General features: G+C 48.3%; 18 protein-coding genes. 8 read left to right on the forward strand and 10 right to left on the reverse strand.

All coding sequences use genetic code 11. From position 1 onward, the window contains the following. Positions 1–200 precede the first annotated feature (200 nt). A complete protein-coding gene (locus tag EL645_RS15035) occupies positions 201–1,043 on the reverse strand; it encodes a sulfurtransferase (RefSeq protein WP_126551278.1) in 843 nt (280 codons plus the stop codon). A 408-nt stretch (positions 1,044–1,451) separates the two neighbouring features. Here EL645_RS15035 and EL645_RS44175 point away from each other — a divergent pair, with 408 nt between their 5' ends. Then, the gene (locus tag EL645_RS44175) at positions 1,452–2,978 is read left to right on the forward strand and encodes an ATP-binding cassette domain-containing protein (RefSeq protein ID WP_126551279.1); all 1,527 of its coding nucleotides are present in this window, start codon (positions 1,452–1,454) and stop codon (positions 2,976–2,978) included. Further along, on the forward strand, positions 2,975–3,289 hold the full coding sequence (locus EL645_RS44180; RefSeq protein WP_126551280.1) for an ATP-binding cassette domain-containing protein: 315 nt from the start codon (positions 2,975–2,977) through the stop codon (positions 3,287–3,289). Before EL645_RS44175 ends, EL645_RS44180 begins: the two co-directional genes overlap by 4 nt. A gap of 100 nt (positions 3,290–3,389) precedes the next feature. On the opposite strand, the gene EL645_RS15050 is transcribed toward EL645_RS44180, so the two are convergent. Genes EL645_RS15050 through EL645_RS15060 form a run of 3 tightly spaced genes read right to left on the reverse strand, consistent with a single transcriptional unit; the run spans position 3,390 to position 7,070 of the window. Further along, entirely contained in the window at positions 3,390–4,463 is a 1,074-nt protein-coding gene (locus tag EL645_RS15050; RefSeq protein ID WP_126551281.1) for a dipeptide epimerase, read from the reverse strand. Between the two features lie 23 nt (positions 4,464–4,486). Beyond that, a complete protein-coding gene (locus tag EL645_RS15055; protein WP_126551282.1) occupies positions 4,487–5,614 on the reverse strand; it encodes a D-alanine--D-alanine ligase in 1,128 nt (375 codons plus the stop codon). A 28-nt stretch (positions 5,615–5,642) separates the two neighbouring features. Further along, positions 5,643–7,070: a UDP-N-acetylmuramoyl-tripeptide--D-alanyl-D-alanine ligase gene (locus tag EL645_RS15060; protein WP_126551283.1), complete on the reverse strand. Its 1,428-nt coding sequence runs from the start codon at positions 7,068–7,070 to the stop codon at positions 5,643–5,645. Between the two features lie 269 nt (positions 7,071–7,339). On the opposite strand from EL645_RS15060, the gene EL645_RS15065 reads away from it, so the two are divergent. The 4 genes from EL645_RS15065 (at position 7,340) to EL645_RS15080 (ending at position 9,991) form a co-directional block, all read left to right on the forward strand. Continuing rightward, a complete protein-coding gene (locus tag EL645_RS15065) occupies positions 7,340–7,690 on the forward strand; it encodes a zinc-ribbon domain containing protein (protein WP_126551284.1) in 351 nt (116 codons plus the stop codon). 5 nt (positions 7,691–7,695) lie between these two features. After that, positions 7,696–7,881, forward strand: a complete 186-nt coding sequence (gene rpsU / locus EL645_RS15070; protein WP_126551285.1) for a 30S ribosomal protein S21 — start codon at positions 7,696–7,698, stop codon at positions 7,879–7,881. 247 nt (positions 7,882–8,128) lie between these two features. After that, positions 8,129–8,653: a YceI family protein gene (locus tag EL645_RS15075; RefSeq protein WP_126551286.1), complete on the forward strand. Its 525-nt coding sequence runs from the start codon at positions 8,129–8,131 to the stop codon at positions 8,651–8,653. A 357-nt stretch (positions 8,654–9,010) separates the two neighbouring features. Continuing rightward, entirely contained in the window at positions 9,011–9,991 is a 981-nt protein-coding gene (locus EL645_RS15080) for an NAD(P)H-quinone oxidoreductase (protein WP_126551287.1), read from the forward strand. Positions 9,992–10,063: 72 nt separating this feature from the next. Here EL645_RS15080 and EL645_RS15085 read toward each other — a convergent pair whose 3' ends face one another. The 5 genes from EL645_RS15085 to EL645_RS15105 form a co-directional block, all read right to left on the reverse strand. Then, positions 10,064–10,603 carry a hypothetical protein gene (locus tag EL645_RS15085; protein WP_126551288.1) on the reverse strand — a complete coding sequence of 180 codons (540 nt, stop codon included), beginning with the start codon at positions 10,601–10,603 and terminating at the stop codon, positions 10,064–10,066. Between the two features lie 121 nt (positions 10,604–10,724). After that, on the reverse strand, positions 10,725–11,264 hold the full coding sequence (locus tag EL645_RS15090; RefSeq protein ID WP_126551289.1) for a hypothetical protein: 540 nt from the start codon (positions 11,262–11,264) through the stop codon (positions 10,725–10,727). Between the two features lie 68 nt (positions 11,265–11,332). Next, positions 11,333–12,076 (reverse strand): hypothetical protein, encoded by a 744-nt coding sequence (locus EL645_RS15095; protein WP_126551290.1) that lies wholly within the window; start codon positions 12,074–12,076, stop codon positions 11,333–11,335. A 333-nt stretch (positions 12,077–12,409) separates the two neighbouring features. Continuing rightward, a complete protein-coding gene (locus EL645_RS15100; protein ID WP_126551291.1) occupies positions 12,410–13,222 on the reverse strand; it encodes a hypothetical protein in 813 nt (270 codons plus the stop codon). Between the two features lie 173 nt (positions 13,223–13,395). Next, entirely contained in the window at positions 13,396–14,154 is a 759-nt protein-coding gene (locus EL645_RS15105; protein ID WP_126551292.1) for a 2-phosphosulfolactate phosphatase, read from the reverse strand. Positions 14,155–14,582: 428 nt separating this feature from the next. On the opposite strand from EL645_RS15105, the gene EL645_RS15110 reads away from it, so the two are divergent. Continuing rightward, a complete protein-coding gene (locus EL645_RS15110; protein ID WP_126551293.1) occupies positions 14,583–14,867 on the forward strand; it encodes a hypothetical protein in 285 nt (94 codons plus the stop codon). A gap of 311 nt (positions 14,868–15,178) precedes the next feature. Further along, a complete protein-coding gene (locus EL645_RS15115; protein WP_126551294.1) occupies positions 15,179–15,475 on the forward strand; it encodes a WXG100 family type VII secretion target in 297 nt (98 codons plus the stop codon). Positions 15,476–15,677: 202 nt separating this feature from the next. On the opposite strand, the gene EL645_RS15120 is transcribed toward EL645_RS15115, so the two are convergent. After that, a complete protein-coding gene (locus tag EL645_RS15120) occupies positions 15,678–16,814 on the reverse strand; it encodes an FtsK/SpoIIIE domain-containing protein (protein ID WP_126551295.1) in 1,137 nt (378 codons plus the stop codon). Positions 16,815–16,817 lie beyond the last annotated feature (3 nt).

Below are 16,817 nucleotides of genomic sequence, written 5' to 3' on the forward strand. Positions count from 1 at the left end.
ATGTCCATCGTATGGCTTGCTCGTGATCTCTGGACGGACAGTACAAAGCCATAACTTTGAAAATCTGTATTATGCTATTACATACGTAATCTTGTACGAAAAGTTAAAATGAGGGCGAAACAAAAAAAGACCCTGCCAGGAGGTTATCTTTAGCAGGGTCAAATGTGTTAGGGACGCGATAAAGGGTCCCTGTAAAAAACTTAGCGTTCGATAGGTGAGCGGACCAGGCTGCCCCACTCGGTCCATGAACCGTCGTAGTTGCGGACATTCTCATAGCCCAGCAGGCGGGTCAGAACAAACCAGGTGTGGGCGGAGCGCTCGCCGATACGGCAGTATGAGATAACTGGCTTGTCAGGGGTGACATCTTTGTTGGCATAGATTTCGCGCAGCTCTTCAGCCGATTTGAATGTGCCATCGGCATTGGCTGTGACAGCCCAGGGGATGTTCTTAGCGCCCGGGATGTGGCCGGCGCGCTGTGCACCTTCCTGTGGATAGTTGACCATGTGCAGCAGTTCGCCGCTATATTCCTGTGGTGAGCGAACATCAACGAGACGCAGGTTAGGATCTTTCAATCCAGCCAATACCTGGTCGCGGAATGCACGGATGCTCTCGTCTGCAGGCTGTGCATGGTAGGTGGTGTGCTCGTAATGAGGTCCTTCTTTGGTATAAGGGCGGCCCTCAGCCTCCCATTTTGTGCGACCACCATTGAGCAGCTTCAAGTTCTTGTGACCATATTGGGTGAACAGCCAGTATGAGTAAGCAGCATACCAGTTGTTGCGATCGCCATAGAGTACGATGGTGGTATCGTTGCTAATGCCCCAATTACCAAAGAGCTTCTCAAGTCCTTCCTGGTCGATAAAATCACGGCTCAGAGGATTCTGAACATCGACGTGCCAGTCCAGTTTGACCGCTCCAGGGATATGACCAACTTCGTATAGCAGTACATCTTCGTCAGCTTCAATTAGACGTACATTAGGATCGTTCAGATGGTCCGCCACCCAACTTGAATCGACGAGTGCCTCTGGATGTGCATACTCAGACATTTATCTGGCCTCCTTGTATTTTGCCTTCTATTGTTGACTTAGTGGATCAACATTCAAAACTTCTACTGTAGTATAGAAGCTGTTCATGGTCGATGTCAAGGGAAAACTGTACAGTTTTTGCTGCTTTCTGTGTAATTCCTGACTGTTGGATGCTAATAGTATGGTATAGAGTGCGCAAAAATTGGCACATGCCAATTTTTGCGCACTCTATACCATAAATGGTTTGGGAGCTTGAGCTCACGCACGCCCGATGCATATTTAGAAGCACACGTATTGCTTATCATATGCCATTTTGTTGTGTATACTGTTTAAGCGATGTAAAAAAACTCATCCAGAGCTATTAAAGAGTCTGGTATTTGAGCATCGTGTTGCTGTGATCTTTTTTTCTCTACATGATGGGAGTTGTGCATGGTTGCTACCAAATCCAAATCTTCTGATGAGAAATTTAGCCTCGCTCAGGTTTTTACAGCTTTTGCCAGTCTGCCCCGCGTCTTTGCGCTTGTCTGGTCGGCCAGTGCTTCTATGACGATTGGTCTGGGTGTTTTGAGTATACTACGTGGCCTTACCCCGGTTGTTACTGTATCGATCTCCCAACTGGTAATTGATAGCGTGATTCATGGTATTCGTGTGCATTCGATCTCACCTATCTGGTTACCGGTCAGTTTACAACTGTTGGTGAGTTTGTTGGATCGGTCGTTGACAAGTTTAAATACGGTGGTGCAGCAACTGTTGCAAGATCGGGTGGCCAATTATATTCAGCTCTTAATTTTACGTAAAGCGAATACGCTGGATCTTTCTTCATTCGAAGATGCAGATTTTTATGATAATTTGCGCCGGGCGACAAATGAGGCGAATTATAAGCCAGTCTCGATGATCTCACAAACCTTTGACCTGCTGCGCACCACAATCACACTGGTTTCGATGCTCTTCCTGTTATTGCAACTGGCCTGGTGGCTGGCGATCATTGCCTTTGTCCTGCCTATCCCATCATTTATTGCTGGCAGTCGCTATAGCTGGTATGGCTATCGTTTGATGCGCCATGAAGCGCCCGCGCGCCGTAAAATGCAATATATCAACAATGTGATGACCGTGGATGATTACAATAAAGAGATCAAGTTATTTAACCTGGGAAATTTCTTTATTGGTCGTTACATTGGCTTTATGAATAGCTTCTATGAGGACAGCAAGAAGATTCTGGTGCCACGGCAGTTTTATAATTTTCTCTGGTCCTCATTGACGGTGGCGGCGAACTCGGGGATCTACTTATATGTGGCTCTACAGGCCGTACAGGGCCGTATAACGCTTGGTGCCTTAACCAAGTATACCCAGGCTTCTATCCAGGCTGGTTCAAGCTTTCAGAGCCTGCTAGATGGTATTTCGAATGTGTATGAGAACGCCTTGTTTGTGAATACGCTGTTCGAATTTTTCGCCTATACACCGGCCATTGTGCCGCCAGCGCATCCGGTGCCGGTGCCACTACCAGATGATGGCCGGGGACTGGATATTGAGTTTCGCGATGTTAGCTTTACGTATCCTGGGAAGACCGAGGCGGCTTTGAGCCATATAAGTTTTGTGGTGCGCGCGGGCGAGTCGATCGCGCTGGTCGGTCGCAATGGGGCTGGCAAGACCACGCTGGTAAAGTTGTTGACACGCCTGTATGATCCAGATGAGGGTGAGATTTTGATCGGCGGCCACAATATTCGCAATTATGATTTTGCTGAGCTGCGTCAATATGTAGGGGTGATTTTTCAGGACTTTGTGAAATATCAGATGACGGCCCGTGAAAATATTGGACTGGGACGCGTGACCGATATCGATAATCTGCTTGAAGTAAAGGATGCGGCCAGTAAAAGTGGGGCGGATACTGTGATCGATGGTCTTAGCGAGGGTTATGAGTCGATGTTGGGCCACTGGTTTGAAGGGGGAAGCAGTTGAGCGGAGGAGAATGGCAAAAAGTGGCCCTGGCTCGTGCTTTTATGCGGGACGCGCGTATCTTAATTCTGGATGAACCTACGAGCGCGCTTGATCCACAGGCAGAATTCGATGTGTTTACCCGTTTTCGCCATCTGACCGAGGGAAAAACCGCCATTTTTATCAGTCATCGCTTTAGCACTGTACGCCTGGCTGATCGCATTTTTGTCATTGAACATGGTGGTATGGTGGAACATGGCTCTCACCAGGAGTTGATGGCCTTAGATGGTCGCTATGCTGAGCTATTTAATTTGCAGGCCCAGGCATATCGCTAGCTGATTGAGGTATGCCTCTGAGGGCTCTCCCGTATTGCTCTATTGAACCTGACCGGTCAGGTTCAATAGAGCAATACGGGAGAGCACGGCTAAAAATATTTTAATGCAAGCTTATGCCAAGGCCACTTTCGATTTCTGAGAGATCGTAGATGCCTCCAATCTGTTCATAACCGCCGCTAAAGGGGTCTTCAGCTAAGAGCATGGGGGTATCCAGATCGATAAAGCGAAAGCCTCCCAGGCCGGCGGCAAAGTGCGCGGATGCGCTGATGGCGAGGCGTGACTCAATCATGGCACCAATCATTAGCTGCATATGTGACGCTCGGCAGAGGGCCGCGATATCCATTGCTTCAACGATACCCGTTTTCATCAGTTTGATATTGACTACATTGGCGGATTTCGTTGTGATGATGTTTGAGACAGCGGCCAGGCTGCTTGCGCTCTCATCAGCGGCAATTGGGACACTGGTATGCTGCATGATGTAGCGTAGTCCGGCCAGGTCATCTTTATGCACAGGCTGTTCCATTAAGAGTGGCCGAATATCGCGATCATCTAAAGCTTCCAGGCAGAGCAGGGCTTCGTTGGGTGTGTAGCCCTGGTTGGCGTCCAGTGTGATGCCCAGATGCGGTGCGCCGCTGCGTACGGCTTCGACGCGATTGACATCCTCCCGTAGATCGCCTCCGACCTTCACTTTGATGGTTGAGATGTTACGCTTGACAGTCTCTTCCGCTAATTGATAACCCCGTTCAGGCGTGACCAGCGGTATACTCATGTCCGTTTCAACACGCGTGCTGGCGCCGCCAAAGAATGCATAGAGTGGAATGCCATAGGAACGTGTCAGGGCATCAAGAATAGCCATCTCGATGCCCGCACAAACAGTTTTTTGTGTGAAATAAAGGCTATGCACAAGTTTAGAGAGCATACGCCAGTGGGCTACATCTTGTCCTACCAGAAGGTCAATACAGCCCCTGGCGGCCGCCAGGGCTGTCTCCTGCGATTCGCCGGTACTGGGCGGAAATGGGGCACACTCGCCATAGCCCACGCTGCCATCTTGCAGTGTTAGCGTAATAAGTACATTACGGGCCTCTGTTACGCTGCCTGTAGCGATCGCGAATGGCTCGAGTAGTGGAATATTTAATGGTTCAACGGTCATTGAACGAATAGTGGTACGGTCCATACTCGCTCCTTTTTAGTTCGAATTTAGAGACTTGTACGGTTCCTTTGACGATCATCATAGCGCTCCATGGCCAGTTCAATCAATCGATCCAGGAGTTCTGGATAGGGAAGACCGCTGGCTTGCCAGAGCGTCGGATACATGCTGATCTGTGTGAAGCCTGGGAGTGTATTGACCTCGTTGATGTATACTTTTCCACTATCTTTATCGATGAAGAAGTCTACACGTGAGAGGCCACTCAGATCCAGGGCCAGGAAGGCTTCGATAGCATAGCGACGCATCTCTTCAGCGGTCTGCTGAGGAATCTCGGCGGGTATGATGACCTTTGATTGATTATCGATGTATTTTGCCTTGTAGTCATAGAATTCGTTGCTGGCGATGACTTCGCCGATCACCGATGCTATAGGTTCGTCATTGCCCAGCACCGCACATTCAAATTCGCGGCAGTTGATACCCTGCTCGATAATAATTTTGCGATCGTATTCGGCTGCGACCCGCATGGCATGTTCAAGCTCTTCGCGGTTGTGGGCCTTGTTGATGCCAACACTGGAGCCTAGATTGACCGGCTTAACGAAATTGGGATAGCCCAGTTGCGCTTCGATCTGGTCCAGGATGGTCTCTGGTGAACGTTCCCATTGGTTGCGCCGGAAGACTAGGTATTTGACATTGGGGAGGTGGGCGCTCTCAAAGATCATTTTCATCTTCTCTTTGTCCATTCCCACTGCGGCACCCAGAACGCCACAGCCCACATAGGGAACGTTGGCCATCTCTAGCAGACCCTGGAGGGTGCCATCTTCACCATAGGTGCCATGTAGGACCGGGAAGATAACGTCCAGTTTCCCTTCATCTCCTAGCTTATTGTGACCTTCAAGTGGGATGAGATGTCCCACGGTAGGGTCGCCGGTAAAGGTTACGCTGGTGAAGGTCTGCGCCGTCTCGGCTGACTCATGTGCCACATTTTGGCCGGCCGCAATCAGTTTGGCGGGCTCGGTACCCAGTAGCCATTGACCGGCCTTGGTAATGCCGATCGGCACCACTTCGTATTTCTCTGGATTCAGATTATCTATGACCGCCCTGGCCGAGGCCAGTGAGACCTCATGCTCGCCGGAACGGCCCCCAAAGACAATCCCTACACGGATCTTTTTTTGTGTCATTGTGTACCCTTTCTATTGCACGGATACGTTACGCCTGTAGCATGGCAAGTAACGTATCCATTCCCAGACCTAATGAAGCCTTGAGCAATACCAGGTCTGAGCTTTTTACCTGGTCTTTCAAAATATCTGCTGCTGCTTGCTTGGCCGCTTCTAATTCGGCTGTATTGTCCAGGCTGGCTGCGAAGTAGAAGGTATTGGCAGCTGGCATTCCTGCTGCGATCGCTCCTTCCACAAAGAAGCGTGCATGATCGCCGATCGCGATGATATAATCTACCAGTTCTGCCAGAGCGATGCCTGTATTATAGTGTTCATCGTGTGCATAAGCACCCTGCTCCAGGATGTCTCCCAGCACCACCCAGCGTTTGCCATCGGCATCGATGTGTGCCTGATGCATCGTTTTGGCGATAGCCAGAATGGATTGACGATTAGCGTTATAGCTGTCGTCGATTAAAGTACTACCGTTGGGACCAGCTTTGATCTCTCCCCGGCGTTTGAAGGCTTTCAGTTGTTCCAGTGCTACTGTGACTTCTGTCAGAGGCATGTCGGCTGCCAATCCCACTGCTGCGGCTGCCAATGCAATCGTAATGCCATGTTCACCAGGAATATTCAATTGCACTCTGCTCTGCTCCCCCTGATAGTGCAAGGTGAAGGTTTGCCCCCGCAGGGTATCGCCTCCAATCTCACTGGCGCGTACTATGGCATCTTCAGCAGTTCCATAGGAAAGGATACGGGCCTGGGTTTTCTGGCTCATGGCGCGTACATTGGGATCATCGTAATTGAGGATAGCAATTCCTTCGGGGGTTAATGCCTGTACCAGTTCGCTTTTCGCTTGCGCAATGCGTTCCTGGGACCCGAAGTATTCCAGGTGTGAAGAACCTACATTTGTGATGACTGACCAGTTGGGCCTGGTGATCGTACAGAGCCAGGCTAGCTCTCCGACCCATTGAGCACCCATTTCCAGGACCGCATAGCGATGTTGAGGCTCTAGCCGTAACAGTGTCAGGGGAAATCCGATCTCCGTGTTATAGGAGGCCTGGGTTTTGAGGGTCGGTGCTAAACGACTTAACACCGTCGCGATTGCTTCTTTAGTACTGGTCTTGCCATTACTACCAGTGATCCCGATGTAGGTTGTCTCTGGTTGCCGCTGGGTGCGGGCCCGCGCCGTCGCATGCAGCGCCTCAACCACATCCGGCACAACAATCTGGATAAAGTCAGGGGGCACATCTGCTGCTTCCTCTGTACATAGAGCCCCGATCGCTCCTGCTTGAGCGGCGGCTGGAATAAAGCGATGGCCATCAACCCGCGCCCCTTTCAGGGCGATAAACAGGTCCCCGGGTTCAATCTGGCGATTATCATGATGCGCTGAACGAAAGACAAGTTGTGGATCGGGTGCAGTACTACTCGACACGCGAGCCTTACCAGCAGTACCTTGCAGTATGTCATTGAGGGTGAACATGCTGTTTCTATCCTTTGCAAATTATACTGTACTTTGAGCTGATTATATCATGGCTAACTAAACCCCTGTATTGGTCAAAAAAAGTTAATTGGAAATTTTTCTGACTAATAGGAAAAAGATCTAAAAGAGATAGCTTTTAATGACAAGGTATGGTATAATCCCAAGATACTGTATAGCACTTAGGTGCTCTCACTGGCTGATCCGTGAGAGTTGTGCATTACAGAAGAAGAGCTATAATGGGATTTAGACCCAAGAATTGAGAAGCATTTATGTCATTCACAGATCAGACGTTGGTTTGCCGAGATTGCAATCAGGAATTCACTTTTACCGCTGGCGAACAGGAATTTTACGCTAGCCGTGGACTCACCAATAATCCGTCACGTTGCCCATCATGCCGTGCTGCGCGCAAGAGCAGCATGGGTGATCGCTCCCGCTCTTCACGCGGTGGCAATGACGGTGGTTATCGCGAACCAAGACAGATGTATACCGCGATATGCGCAAGTTGTGGAAATGAAGCTCAGGTTCCTTTCCAACCCCGCGAAGATCGCCCAGTTTATTGCAGTGATTGCTACCAGCCTCGTACCGCGAGCCGCGGTGGCGATCGCCGATCGCGCTGGTAACATCCATGAGCGAAATTGTCATTCAAGCCGGTGAATCGTTCGAACTTGCGCTGAAACGATTCAATCGTAAAGTACAAAACGCGGGTATCCTTGCTGAGGCCCGCCGTCGTAGATACTACGAGAGTCCACAGTCTCGCCGCAAACGGAAAGCTGAAGCCGCACGTCGCAAACAGCGTCGTTCACGTTTCTAGTTTTCTAAAAGCAGAACTCTGGCAATCAACGTAACACAACGTCAATAAAGGGCACACCCATAGATAAAGTCTATCGGGTGTGCCCTTTATTTTTGCTTATTTTTCTATTTTTATGGTTACATCCCTTTGGAAAGTGTGCTAATATTAAATTAGTCACTTGACAAAAGAAAGTATGTATGTTACTCTACTACTAATGTTAATTAAGTGACTAACATTTACATAGTTTGCTATTTGGAGGATTATTTCCATGGCTTGGACCATTGATGCTTCGCATTCACATATCGGTTTTTCCGTTCGCCACATGGTGGTGAGCACTGTTCGTGGACAGTTCAATGTCGTTCGCGGCACATTGAATCTCGATGAGACCAATCCTGCTGCTTCCTGGGTTGAGGCTGAGGCCGATGCTGCTAGCATTGATACACATGATGCTAACCGCGATGGACATCTCCGCTCGGCTGATTTCTTTGACGTTGAGAACTATCCAAAAGTAACCTTCAAGAGCACACAGGTTGAGGGCAATGAGGGTGATTTCAAAGTCACAGGTGATCTGACCCTGCATGGCGTCACCAAACCCGTTACCTTCGACGTTGAATATTCCGGTTATGTTAAAGATCCTTATGGTCTGAATCGCGCTGGCTTCTCTGCACAGGCTAAGATCAACCGTAAAGATTTCGGTTTGACCTGGGGCCCATTGCTGGAGACCGGTGGCGCTGTGGTAAGCGACGAAGTTAAATTGAACCTCGAGTTCGAGGCCACACAGCAGCCTGCGTAATCCATTTCCCCTTTTTCTATACATTGGCAAAGCGAATGCCCGATAGCACCATTGTGTCTATCGGGCATTCGCTTTTTTATGCTATTTGTGATTGTTGCTTTTATTCCAAAGAAGCTCTACCCGAAATGCATCTCACGTCTTAGTCCTTCAAAAAATTTTTATGGTTGGTGCAGAAATACGTGCGCTGCACGTATTTCTGCACCAACCATAAAACCAGTTCGGGTGCGTCTGCGCACGTACGCAAGGGAGTACGCATGAGATTTCAGGCCAAGAAAGTCCAAATAGCATACAATAATGGTGAGTGAAAACATTCAGCTTTTATAAAATTGAAGCGTAGTTAAAGGAGTATATGGAACGATGCGAGCTGCTATTATTACACGGCCTGGTGGCCCTGAAGTTTTAGAAGTTCAGAATAGAGAGATGCCAGAGCCAACGGCTGATTGGGTACGCGTGCGTGTACGTGCCGCTGGCGTGAATCGGGCCGACCTTGCACAACGAGCGGGCTTTTATCCAGCCCCGGCCGGATCGCCCGCGGACATTCCTGGCATGGAGTTCGCAGGTGAGGTGGATGCTATTGGACCCCTGGTCCAGCTCTGGAAGCCGGGTCAGCGTGTGATGGGTATCACTGGTGGTGGCGCCCAGGCTGAGTATCTGCTGGCACATGAAGGGATGCTGGTGGAAATTCCGGAGAATCTGGATTTTGTTCAGGCAGCTTCTGTCCCTGAAGTCTTTATGACGGCACACGATGCCCTGTTTACCCAGGCAGGATTACAGATGGGCGAGCGCCTGCTGGTGCATGCCGTTGGCAGTGGCGTGGGCACTGCGGCCATTCAACTGGCCAACGCTGTGGGAGCCTCAGTGTATGGTACCTCCCGTACTGCTAGCAAGCTGGAGCGCGCAAAAGCTCTGGGATTAGAAGTGGGCATGACAGATCAAAACTTTGCGGCAGAAATTAAACAGTTGACCAGGGGTGAGGGAGTCCATGTCGTGCTCGATTTCGTTGGGGCATCATATATGGAACAGAATCTTGACGCCCTGACTGCCTGGGGACGCCTGGTATTCCTGGCAACGCTGGGAGGCTCGCAGGCCGATGTTAATCTGGGGGTGGTAATGGCCAAGCGCCTTCAGATACGTGGCTGTACTTTGCGCTCGCGCACGCTGGAGGAGAAACTGGCGGTTACGCGCCGTTTTGCGACCAACGTTGTGCCACTTTTAGCCAGTGCGAAAGTCATTCCTATTGTTGAAGAAGTGTTTTCACTGCGTGATATCGCTAAGGCCCATAATGTGATGGCTGACAATCGTAATTTTGGTAAATTAGTAATAAAGATCGATGACTAAGCAGCTTGATGGCCTCATGGTATCCACATGGATCTCACGAGGCCATCTCCCCTATCAATAAACTTGATGCCATTACATGTGATGGTTAGCACTGGTAGTGGTAGCGAAAACTGAGATGATAATGGCCATCATTGTCATACTCTGCTGTAGAACGGATAAGTAACGTCCCAGCCCACATAGCAGGGGCAGTTCTGGAAGGGTGAAGGCCGCAGGGACGATGCCCATGTCCTTACCGCAATTCTCAACGTGGAGCAGGGGATGTCCTTCTCCATCGATCCAGAGGCGGTTATAGCTCCACCAGGGTCCGGTCCAGGTAAAGTGTCTACCATCTTTAAACCAGAGATCGACATCACCGCAGTATTTCTTTTTAAAGCGGGCAACCTCTTCCCCCGTCCAGCCATTGGAGACTATCACCAGATTTTGCCAGAAGTCGACCGTCTCAATGGTCCAGCGTTGATCGCCCGCTTCAATGGCATGACGGGTAGTGAAGATACCTGATTGCTGCAAAACTACAAAAGCCTCATTTCCTCCTACCAGTTCATGATAGCATTTAAATGGATTGGGTTGTGACCAGCGTAGTGTCTGTGTGGTACTAAGGCTTAGAGAACGCATAGCTGTATCCTTCCGTAATTTATATTTATTGGCCGAATAATCGCTGATATTGAGTGACTTTTCTGCTCCGAAGGCATTACGAGTTGGATACACAAAAGGTTCGCGGAAAAGATCTGCGTTCTTATACATTTGGCCGCTTAGATGTAGGTTTGCGATATGGCGTGCCCGCCATCTTGGATGGAAGCGGCAATTCAGAGGCTGATCGATGCATTAAAGCTTCTGTAATGGTCTGTACAATCAAATTATTGCGCTCATCCCCTTCTGGCAAGGAAGATGAAATTACACGAATAATCTCGTAGACATTCAATTCATTCGCTTCTTTGCGTAGCTCCCTGGCATAATGATCGGCGCGCCTATTGGCGGCCCGCGCCTGGGTGATAATCAATTGCTGGGTGACACCGGTCACAATATTGGCGATCGTGAGCGCCCATTTTCCAGCACTATTTACGAAGATGGCATTGGTAAAAAGGAGAAAGAGCAGGATTGTTCCCAAAATGAATATGGTACCGATAACCGCGATAATCAGGCTAGTGAAGAACCAGCACTGGGCCTCAAAGCGGCTCTGTTGATACATTTGCTCAAGTGCCAGATCCTCGTCAGGGAGGTATGACTCGTTGATCTGGCGCCTGGAGACGGGGTTTGCTTTGCTTCTTTTTTCCATTGTGCTCCCATACCCCTCCTAGCCCATCCTGGACATTGCTACATCCTCATCCATCATCTGTGGAAGACTTACTCGTCTGCTAATGGCTCGGTTTGATAGTGCTTAGACTCAACTGCTATCTGCCGGGTTGAGAGTCCCAATGACGTTGAAATTAAGGTCTTTTGCAGCAGATGTTTATGTTGGTCATCTATATTAAGCTGAGCAATAAAATGAGTAATGGTTGAAAAACTGCGTACTTCATTGAGACTGCAGAGGTAGAGATCGGTTCGATCATTGGCCTGTTTGGTTTGATAAAAGACCCAGGCCGTGATGCAGGCGTTGATCACATTGATAACAATGGCCAGGCCAGTTATTGAGAGTATGTGAGCATTAAGCTGTAGTGAGTACAAAAGTATAGGTAGAAAGATTGAGAAGGTAATAATTATAGCCTCAACTATTGCAGTGAGAAAACTACGATTAAACCAGCTCTGTGCTTCCCGCCGATTTTCTTCATAAAGTTGTTCGAGGAGCCCAATTTTTCTTTGGGCGGCATCGACGATGCGTTGGTAGGCCTTTTCCTGTGGAACGCATATTACACGTCGATGGCGATCCGTCACCGTTCCTCGGGCATCCTGTTCGAGAGCATTGATAATGACTGTTCCCTTATCATCTACTTCAATATTCATACTTAGCGGTGCTAGCATTTCATCATCGATAATTGCATTGCGCGCAATATCATTTAAGATAGCTTGCCTGACAATTGGATGTTGATCGGTTGAAACGATATTTTGCTCTGTTGATGATTGAGTAGTGTGATATGGATGGCTGGTCATAAGTTAGTCTCCTTTCTGACTCCCCCACACTGTCCACATTGCTCTGCTGGCAGTCTGTAACCCCCTACAGCTCGAATCCTCAATGCAGAGCCCGCCTATCCTCTGGAAAAGGACTAATTGACCCAGGCATAAACTCCCATTAACCATGGATACCAATTATTGCTCGCTGCTCACTCGCACAATATATTGCATATTGTATAACATTTTAAATTCTATTTGTCAAATTGTTGCATTTGAATGTATTATTGATTAAATAGAAGAAACAGGAAATGACGCTATGCTGAAGAGATAGTGTGGTGCGATAATGGAGCAAAAAAAGAAGGCGAGAGTAGCCTACTCACCTTCATCGTCGTAGAATGTTTCGAGGGTTTGATGATAGACCTGTTCCAGCTGGGCCATGCTCTTATGCCAGTTATTGTCGAGCAGTAAGATTGGTCTGTGTTGCGCGGGTTGGATCGCGAGTAGGTCCAGTATGGCGAGTGGCGTTTTAATGCCGAAGGCTGGTAAATTGTATTCTGCAATCTCGGGGGCGTTTTCTTGCCAGACGGTGGTAATGACCTCTATGATCTCATGGCTGGAAAATGTACTCTGATTGGGCAACTGTTGTTTGAATTTGTGCCATAACAGGTTGACGCGTGAAGCGCTCATCAGCGTATCGTTATGCAAATTGATGCATAGCATCAGGTGGCGCCAGATAGCCTGCCTTTGTAAAGTGGCAAAAACACGGGCATCTTGAAATATTTCACTGGATGGATTTTGATAGCTTGTATCCATAGTCTCTCTGGCCGCCTGGTAACGTGCATAAGACAGTTGCAGGTTGCGCAAGGCCGAATACAAATAGAGAAGGTGTTTGGTCAGATCCTGCAATACAATTTCAAAGTCTACTTCCGTAGGTGTGAGGGTTAGCCGTACGGGTTCTGTAATCGCTACATTATACATATCTTCGTGGGGTGGTTCGCTGACCAGATTATCATAGGCCTGTGCTATCTGTGCCACTACTGTAGACTCTACGATGAGATTGATGCCAGCCCGTATGCGGCTTGAACCAGCATACACACAGAGCGTTCCTGCTGTCGCAAGGGTTAAAGAAGCCTCTATGTTCGCGAGTGCACATTGCTGCACTTTCTGTTCATCCTGTATCCTCATGAACTGGACTCCTGTAATTGTCTGCCTGTTGCTTTTAATTACATGACCCTGATCTTTTGCTCTAAAAATAAGTCCACCTTTTTCAGAGAGCATAGCATGAACTACTGAAGTGAGCGTTCCTCCAAAGGATGGAGTATGCGGGTGGATTTCGTCTTTTGCCGTTTTTTTTGATCTCATCCTGGATCGTTTGCGATACGCTCTAGAATTAAGAGTCCTGTTTCGTGCTCTTTCCCCACGATCTGGGCGATACTGTCGCTGGCATTTTGTCGCATACAGAAATCGATATCATCGCCAATTCCGGCGGCAATTACCTGTTGGGCCGAATGGCAATGGGATGGCAGGATGGATGGAGGATAGAGCTGGTAGAGTCCCCTGGCCGCTGTAACGCTTTCATGACAGTTAATATCGGGTTGCTGATGCTGGATCTCCTGTGCCAGATATCCTGCGCAGACAGCGTCATCCAGGGCAAAAAAGCCGTTCTCGGCGGCACAGACGATTGAAATATTGCTGTGCTGCTTGCGTGCGTAACGCAGGGCACACGCAGTGACTGCTCGGGCATTATAGAAACAACCTGCCAGGCGTATACTCTGTTCAGGACAGGCGTAGAAGGCACGGGTGCCATTAGTTGTAGTGAGAATTAATTCCTGGTTGCTGAGGTCACTCTGTGCGAATTGTGCGGGCGAATTCCCATAATCGAAATCTGGGAGTGCCTGAGCATTGCGCTCTCCACATAGCAGGCGTCCTGGTTTTAACTGAGCAGCCTTCCTGGCTTGCTCAACCGTATCAGCGGCAAAGACGCGCTTTGCGCCTTGATCAAACATAGTTGTGATGGCTGTAGTGGCTCTTATCAGGTCGATGACGATATAAACATCCTCAACCCCGGGCTGTGCCGCCAGGGTATCAGCAGGGCTCATATGAATATGTAATTTCACTTCTACATCCTTGGGGTGTGACGCTCTCACTAACTATTTTTGAGAACATTTTATCATTGTATAAAAGTTTTTGCTGGGTAAGAAATACACATTTGAGGCTGTAAGGTGTATGTATTTTCATGTCAAATATTAAATAAAATACATTGATGATATACAAGATATAAGACACATCTCTAGTTGTTTTGCTCGGATTTACTGAGACTTTTAGTATTATGTCTAGTTAATATTATTATGTCAATATAATATAATTAAAATATATTAAAGATGCTATAATTGCTAGAATTTTGTATTGACTCTCATCAATGGCAGTGTTATACTCATTTTCAGTAGGAGATACAAAAAAAGCTGTATATGAGATTACAGTCTTTTACGTAGCACAAATACTAGTTTATTGCTAATAATAATCAACTTAAAGGAGAAATTGAACCATGGCTAATACTATTGACGTAGATCAGCTTTACTCGCTTGTGCAAAGCATCACCAATATCCGCGGTGCTCTTGATGGACAGAGCAGTGCTATCAGCAGCCTGGCTGGGTTGGCCAGCGCAGCCTTAACAGGTTCAACCGCTTCAACCTTTGATGCGCATTTAAGCAATTGGACCAGTGATCTCGCTGGCCTTATCTCGAAGATTGATACGGCTCAATCAGCCCTGAACACACTCTACAATACTGTTGAATCCCAGACTTCTACTTTGAATCAAATTCCAGTATAAACTTAATCAAATCCTGATATAAACTTAACCGTTATGGCATCACGATGGTTAAGTTCCAGGAATGAGCTACTCTATTGAAAGATAGTTACGTGTTTTTGGGGCCTTCAACATCTAACTTTGTGATTAATGCATTTACAAAGAATCTTCCTGGTATGGCGATGGGATGTGTTCTGACTTGTCCCGTATCCGGGAGCTCTTTGTGGATGCATTTTTGTTTTTGATATACAGGCTTTTAGCTGCGTTCCATTTGATAACTGGTTGTAACTCATGCAGAATAAAAAAATGATTGTTTCCCGAGGGAGATTGTTCTTATGATTGCCATAGGTATCGAGCCTCATAAACTCCACGAGGCTGCTCATAATGCCCATAACATTTATGTGGTGTTGTCACAGGAATTGATCCGGCTTCAATCACTCAACAATAACCTTCACCATACTTTTGGGGGTACCAGTGTCGCAAATTTTGAAGCTCACTTCGCTGAGTGGATAGTAGCCCTGACGTGTTTAAGCAATGATTTGCAGCTCTGTTCGCGTTCCCTCGAAAGAATCGCTACGCTGGCGGATACCCAGATTGATGAGCTTCGTATCTTGCTTAATACAACCCATTAAGCTTGCTGTTCGCCTGGTCAGCTGGCGACAAGAAGTGCCTGCGCCCTTATGATCTTTTACTTTTTTGTGGGGTATAACATACCTCATGTATCCCGCCTGCGGTGGGAGGGAGGAGGGGATTTAATGGGGACTGGCATGCTGGGGGCATGTGAATGTTCAGCCCCATAGTCGCACTGCTCTCATCTATGGGGCTGAACAGAGGCTAATGGATTGTCCTGGCTAGCTCATTTTTTAGATGTTCGTCGCGCAGGCTTTCACTCTTACCCGTGGTTGGCAATGCCAGCTGGACCTGATGTACTTTACGTTCAGGTGTAATGATCAATCCACGACCCGAGATGGCTTCGGGGATAAAGGGTGTCCTGCCAAAGAGTTCATTGCGCTGTTGATCGTTCAAGGCAAGACCAATTTTTGTGCTGCATTTGCTCATAATCTCCGGCGGGATGTAACGCGAGCCAGTTTCCGACGTGGTGATGACCAGGTAGTTGCCTGCCGTACGCGATTCTATGATAGTCATGGCCAGTTTCTTCAGGGCCATGGAGGCGGATATGCGCTCGGCAAAGGACTGATAATTACTGATGATGAGTAAAAATTGCGGGTGCGTGATCCCCTGCGACCAGAGCTGTGAGAGTGTATGGGTATTCCAGTGCTGATTGGGGAATGCCTCGCGGCGTCGCTGTAACTCTGTCGTAATATTATTAATGAAGTGTGTTAATTGTTCCTCTGTACCTCCATCTGTCCATAGTAGGTCGCCATTAGCATTATAGAAATGTGGAAGCCCATGGAATTGGTCCAGTTCGCCAAAAGGATCTATGACCGCGCAACGTAACTGTCCGGGTAGGAAACGGGTGGTTAACCAGAGTAGCATCGTCTGCAGGACCGTTGCTTTGCCGCTATGTTGCGCTCCCGCAACCAATAGCGGCCCTCCTGTCAGCGCGCCTGCTGCCCCATGCAGATCCACCAGAAATGTATCGCGTACCTGTTCTTCTGGCTTGTCGATTAAACCAAGCGGTATCTGCATTGATGGTTTGATATTTTCGCGGCTCCTACGTTCCAATACTTCGCCCCTGGTCATTGGGATAATGGCTTGATATTCCTTTACCTGTACCTGTTCCATTTCTGCGTGATTGTGATCCTCATCTTCAGGAGAAAATAGGATCAGCGGGTCTGGTCGCTCATAGGTTGGCGTTGGCAGAGGGTCGGGCCAGTAATAGATACCATCCTGTTTGGCGTTCTCCTTTGAATAGGCAGCGCTAATGCGTTCAATGGCCGCTTCAAATAACATATGCGGCCGAATGACAGTGGTGGGTGGTGTTTTGTAGATTACAGGTGTCTGCATCATCTT

Source organism: Dictyobacter kobayashii, from assembly GCF_003967555.1.
Classification (GTDB): Bacteria; Chloroflexota; Ktedonobacteria; order Ktedonobacterales; family Ktedonobacteraceae; genus Dictyobacter; species Dictyobacter kobayashii.

Excerpts from the sequence above, each read along its gene's own strand:
- EL645_RS15085 (WP_126551288.1), bottom strand. The coding sequence starts at position 10,603 with ATGCGTTCTCTAAGCCTTAGTACCACACAGACACTACGCTGGTCACAA.
- EL645_RS15080 (WP_126551287.1), top strand. The coding sequence starts at position 9,011 with ATGCGAGCTGCTATTATTACACGGCCTGGTGGCCCTGAAGTTTTAGAA.
- EL645_RS15115 (WP_126551294.1), top strand. The coding sequence starts at position 15,179 with ATGATTGCCATAGGTATCGAGCCTCATAAACTCCACGAGGCTGCTCAT.
- EL645_RS15055 (WP_126551282.1), bottom strand. The coding sequence starts at position 5,614 with ATGACACAAAAAAAGATCCGTGTAGGGATTGTCTTTGGGGGCCGTTCC.
- EL645_RS15065 (WP_126551284.1), top strand. The coding sequence starts at position 7,340 with ATGTCATTCACAGATCAGACGTTGGTTTGCCGAGATTGCAATCAGGAA.
- EL645_RS44175 (WP_126551279.1), top strand. The coding sequence starts at position 1,452 with ATGGTTGCTACCAAATCCAAATCTTCTGATGAGAAATTTAGCCTCGCT.
- EL645_RS15090 (WP_126551289.1), bottom strand. The coding sequence starts at position 11,264 with ATGGAAAAAAGAAGCAAAGCAAACCCCGTCTCCAGGCGCCAGATCAAC.
- EL645_RS15050 (WP_126551281.1), bottom strand. The coding sequence starts at position 4,463 with ATGGACCGTACCACTATTCGTTCAATGACCGTTGAACCATTAAATATT.
- EL645_RS15035 (WP_126551278.1), bottom strand. The coding sequence starts at position 1,043 with ATGTCTGAGTATGCACATCCAGAGGCACTCGTCGATTCAAGTTGGGTG.
- EL645_RS15100 (WP_126551291.1), bottom strand. The coding sequence starts at position 13,222 with ATGAGGATACAGGATGAACAGAAAGTGCAGCAATGTGCACTCGCGAAC.
- EL645_RS15110 (WP_126551293.1), top strand. The coding sequence starts at position 14,583 with ATGGCTAATACTATTGACGTAGATCAGCTTTACTCGCTTGTGCAAAGC.
- EL645_RS15120 (WP_126551295.1), bottom strand. The coding sequence starts at position 16,814 with ATGATGCAGACACCTGTAATCTACAAAACACCACCCACCACTGTCATT.
- EL645_RS15060 (WP_126551283.1), bottom strand. The coding sequence starts at position 7,070 with ATGTTCACCCTCAATGACATACTGCAAGGTACTGCTGGTAAGGCTCGC.
- rpsU (WP_126551285.1), top strand. The coding sequence starts at position 7,696 with ATGAGCGAAATTGTCATTCAAGCCGGTGAATCGTTCGAACTTGCGCTG.
- EL645_RS15095 (WP_126551290.1), bottom strand. The coding sequence starts at position 12,076 with ATGACCAGCCATCCATATCACACTACTCAATCATCAACAGAGCAAAAT.
- EL645_RS15075 (WP_126551286.1), top strand. The coding sequence starts at position 8,129 with ATGGCTTGGACCATTGATGCTTCGCATTCACATATCGGTTTTTCCGTT.